Raw genomic sequence first — 4,313 nt, forward strand, 5'->3', positions numbered from 1 at the left:
TGGGGGCGTTCCTGCCGGTGGACCGCGCGTTCACACTGGCGGGACGCGGAACGGTGGTGACGGGCACGCTGCTTGGTGGCGCGTTGGCGGTTGGCGCGGCGTTGACCGTGCAGCCAAGCGGTGCGGCCACGGTGGTACGTGGCCTGCAAGCACGCGGCGCGGCGCGGGAGAGGGTCGCGGCGGGCGAGCGGGTCGCGGTGAACCTGCGCGGTATCGCGCTCGAGGATATTGCCCGCGGTGATGTGATCTGTACGGGCGGGCAGGGGGTGACGCTTTGTATGGATGTGTGGTTGACCGTCTCTGACACGGCACCGCGACCGGTCAAACATATGCAGGATTTGCGCGTGCTGTGGGGCACGGCGCATGAGGTCGCGACCCTGCGGCTGATGGGCGGTGGCCAGATCGCACCGGGGGGCGCGGGGCTGGGGCAGCTGCGCTTCAAACGCCCCGTGGTGGGGTTCGCGGGGCAGGCGGCGGTGTTGCGCCAGCTTTCCCCTGTGGCGACGCTGGCGGGCGCGGTGATCCTTGACCCGCAGGCCACGGCAGTCGGGGCGGGAGACAGACGGCGGTTGGCGGTGATGCAGGCGGCACAGCAGCAGGATGGTACCGCCCTTGCCGCAGCGCTTTGTGCGCAGGGGCGCGGGGTGGCGCTGTGGTCTGATCTTGTACGGTTGGCGCGCTGCGATGCGACGGCTGCGCTGCCCACAGGCGTTGTGCGGCTATCGCCGGACCATATCGCGCTGGCCGACGACCTCGCCACGGTACAGACGGCGGTGGTGGCGGCTTTGCAGCGCTTTCACACCGACCAGCCGATCAAGCAGGGAGCGGCGCTTTCGATGCTGCAACGGGTGACGCCGCTGCGGGGGTTGGTGCCTTTCGCCCAAACCGAATTGGTTAGGGGCGGAGAGGTTGTTTTGCGCGACGGTTTGGTCAGTCTCGCACGGCATGACCCCTTTGCAGCGCTTGCTCCGCAACAGCTTGCCCGCCTGACGGAGATCGAAGAGAGTATGCGCGCAGGCGGCACCTCCCCCCCTGATGTGCGGCAGTTCGATGCGCCTGATGACGCGGATCTGATCGCGCTGATGGTGGCGCAGGGGCGGTTGGTGTCCTTGGCGAATATCGCGCTGAAACAGCAGGTCGTGTTTCACGAGGCGACCATCGGCCAAGCGCAGCGGAGCCTTGCGGCAAGCTTCCCCCCGCCCACGGCCTTTACCACCAGCGCAGCGCGCACCGCCTTGGGCACCACCCGCAAGTTCATCGTGCCGCTGCTTGAGCATCTGGATGCGCTTGGTATGACGCTGCGCGATGGTGACACGCGGCAGATCGCGCCGCAGGCGCATTAGGCTTTCGCTTGCCCTGCGGCAGGGCTACGGTGTGGCAACGCGGAGACGACCGGAGTCTGGTGGCTTCCCTGGTCTTCAAAACCATGGACGCGTCGATACGGCGTGTGGTGGGTTCGATTCCCATCCGTCTCCGCCAAGCTGTCTGGACATGCCTGACGATCCCCCACAGTATGCAGCGGCATACTTGGGAGGGGGCGACATGAGTGATCGGAAACCGGAATTTACCCTGAAGGATCTGCAAGGCGCGGCCCACTTTTTTGACGGCACGGGCCCTGCGCTGGTCTGTTTCGTGAAAGAGGATTGCGAGACCTGCAATATCGTGGGGCCGGTGCTGCAGGCGCTGTCGCAGGCCTATGGCGATGCGGTGCGGTTTCTGGTGCCGGGGCAATCTGGCGAGAAGAACGGCGATTTCGCGCAGCGCCACGGGCTGACCATGCCGGTGCTTGAGGATGCGGGCTGCAAGACCTCGTTCGACTGGGATTTCGAGATCGTGCCCGCGCTCTACTGGATTGATGAAAGCGGCGCTGTCGTGACCCACTTTGAAGGCTTCGTGCGCGATGACTGGCAGGCATTGTCCGACCAGATGGCCCGTGCGACGGGCAAAGCTGCGGCGCAAGTCGATTGGGACAGCCTGCCCGCCTGGCGTCCGGGATGCGGGTCGAAACACTTTGACCCCGAGGTCTACGACGCGCTGCGGGCAGAGGCCGAAGGCAGCCGTCTGCGCGCCCGCAAGGTAGAGGTCGCCAGCGGCGATGACATGGCGGAATTCATGTTCGATCAGGGCTTCTCGGACGGGTTGCCCTTGGTGCCGCCGACGCCCGAACGGGTGATCCGCATGCTAGAGGGGACGCATCGTGATCCGCAGGATGTGATTGCCACGGTGCCGCCAAACATGGGCATCGCCACGGTCGAAAAGATCGCGATCAACGCGGTGATGGCGGGGTGTAAGCCTGAATACCTGCCCGTGGTGATCGCAGCCGTCGAAGCCGTCTGCACGGATGAATTCAACGTCCACGGGGTCACCGCCACGACGATGGGCGCGGCGACGGTCATGGTCGTGAACGGGCCGATCGTGGACAAGATCGGGCTGAACGGCGGCTTGGGCGCTTTGGGCGCGGGGAACCGTGCCAATGCCACCATCGGGCGCGCGCTGCGGCTGATCATCCGCAATGTCGGCGGGGCCACCACGGGCGGGGTCGAACGGTCTGTTCTGGGCAATCCGATGAAATACACCATGTGCTTTGCGGAGAACGAGGCGGCCTCGCCATGGGAGCCGCTGCATGTGGAACGCGGGTTCAAGGCGGAGGATTCGGTCGTGACTGTCTTTGCCATGACGGGCGGGCCGGTGCATCTGGTGGACCAGACCTCGCGCAGGCCGGACCAGATCGCGGGGTCGTTGGGGCAGGGGCTTGAAGGGGTTTTCCTGCCGAAGATGCACAACCTGCCGATTGACGCGCTGCTGGTGGTTTGCCCCGAGCATATCCAGACGCTGACCGTCGATGGCCCCTACTCCAAGGACAGGCTGCGCGACCGTATCCAAGAGGTCACGGCGCGCCCCTTGTCGGAGATGGTGCAGGATGACCATTCGGGCGCGGGTATCCCCGTGGCGGACGCGGAACGCATGGGGCCGGAAAAGCTGGCGCAGTTGGCCCCTAAATTTGCGGGCAAGGAATATATCCATATCGTCGTGGCCGGTGGCGATGCGGGCAAATTCTCGTCCGCGTTCCACGGGTGGGCCACGGGGGAGGTGGGGTCGATTTCCGTTTCCAGAAAGATCGATCTAGGCTAGCTTTTACAGCAGAGGAGGACGTGAATGACAATAATTCTTGACCCGACGGACGAACGTGTCCCCGTCGCGCGTCAGATCAGCGAACGGTCCGGTTCGGTGCAGGGGGTTGTCGGGCTGCTGAACATCAGCAAGCCGCGCGGCAATATCTTGCTGGATGAACTGGACAGGTTGTTGACCGAAAACGCACCCGGCGTTGAGATCCGGCACTATACCAAGCCGACTTTCGCCAAGCCGTGCCCCGACACGCTGCGCCACCAGATCCGCGATGAATGCGACTTTCTGGTCGAAGGGCTGGCGGACTGAGGATCATGTACCACGTGCAGTATGCACGATACAGTCTGGTTCGAAATCCAGGGGATCCCGTCTGTTTCCATCGCTTCAAGCGTGTTTGGCCAAGCCGCTGAAACGCAGCGCAAGGCCTTAGGCATGGAGGGCGCGCGCTATGTGCTGGTGCCGCATCCTATTCAGGATGCCACGGACGACGAAATGCGCGCCAAGGCGCGTGAGGCGTTCGACCAGATCATCGGGGCGTTGCGCGACGCGTGACTGACGCAAAAGACATAGACGCAAAAGACATAGGGCGGCGCGGGAAACCTGCGCCGCCTTTTTCGTGGGCACGGGGTGGGCGGGCGTTACAGCTCGGTCAGCCAGTGCAGTTCTGACAGGTCGTCGTTGATCCAGATCATCGCATCGACGCTGTCCGCTTCGGGTGGGTGCGCCAGCAGTTGCGCAGGGATTACTGTGGCACGGGCCAGCGCCCGCTCTAACGGCTCGCCCACGGTGTTGTGCATATAGCGCACGGCTTGCAGCAGGGTCAGGTCGGCCCCGGCCAGCGTTCCATCGGCCAGCGTCAACCGTCCGTCGCGGCGCAGGATCTCGCGGTCGTTCAGGGTGAAGCTGGTGATATCAGAGCCGCCAGTCGCCATCGCGTCGGTCACCAGAAACACCTCTGCCGCGCCGCGGTTGGCGGCAAGTGCGGCGCGGATCATGGCCGGATGTACATGCACCCCGTCGGCAATCAGGCCGGATGCCACGCGCGGATGATCAAGCGCCGCCCCCACAAGCCCCGGACTGCGCGCGTTGGCCTGGCTCATGGCGTTGAACAGATGCGTTGCCATGCGGGCACCGGCGTCGAAGGCGCGCATGGCGGTGTCATAGTCGCAATCGCTATGGCCCAGCGG

At 64.8% G+C, this 4,313-nt stretch carries 3 protein-coding genes, 1 tRNA gene and 1 pseudogene; 4 read left to right on the top strand and 1 reads right to left on the bottom strand.

Annotated elements, in window-relative coordinates:
• The 4 genes from B3849_RS00990 to B3849_RS01005 all read left to right on the top strand — a co-directional run.
• Positions 1 to 1,343: selenocysteine-specific translation elongation factor (locus tag B3849_RS00990; RefSeq protein ID WP_286779710.1), on the top strand; the 1,343-nt coding region annotated here is incomplete at its 5' end.
• A gap of 41 nt (positions 1,344 to 1,384) precedes the next feature.
• Positions 1,385 to 1,479, top strand: a tRNA-Sec gene (locus tag B3849_RS00995).
• A gap of 63 nt (positions 1,480 to 1,542) precedes the next feature.
• Complete coding sequence (locus tag B3849_RS01000; RefSeq protein ID WP_278424877.1) at positions 1,543 to 3,132, top strand: TlpA family protein disulfide reductase; 1,590 nt, start codon at positions 1,543 to 1,545, stop codon at positions 3,130 to 3,132.
• 24 nt (positions 3,133 to 3,156) lie between these two features.
• Complete coding sequence (locus B3849_RS01005; RefSeq protein WP_258182285.1) at positions 3,157 to 3,678, top strand: UGSC family (seleno)protein; 522 nt, start codon at positions 3,157 to 3,159, stop codon at positions 3,676 to 3,678.
• Between the two features lie 86 nt (positions 3,679 to 3,764).
• Here the strand turns inward: B3849_RS01005 and B3849_RS01010 are convergent.
• A pseudogene (locus tag B3849_RS01010) lies at positions 3,765 to 4,313 on the bottom strand (amidohydrolase family protein); the annotation flags it as partial.

Origin of the sequence: Sulfitobacter sp. UBA4523 (genome assembly GCF_002388305.1) — a bacterium.
Taxonomy (GTDB): Bacteria; Pseudomonadota; Alphaproteobacteria; order Rhodobacterales; family Rhodobacteraceae; genus Sulfitobacter; species Sulfitobacter pontiacus.

Bases quoted from the DNA above. Each gene is read 5' to 3' on its own strand.
- B3849_RS01000 (WP_278424877.1), top strand. From the start codon at position 1,543: ATGAGTGATCGGAAACCGGAATTTACCCTGAAGGATCTGCAAGGCGCG.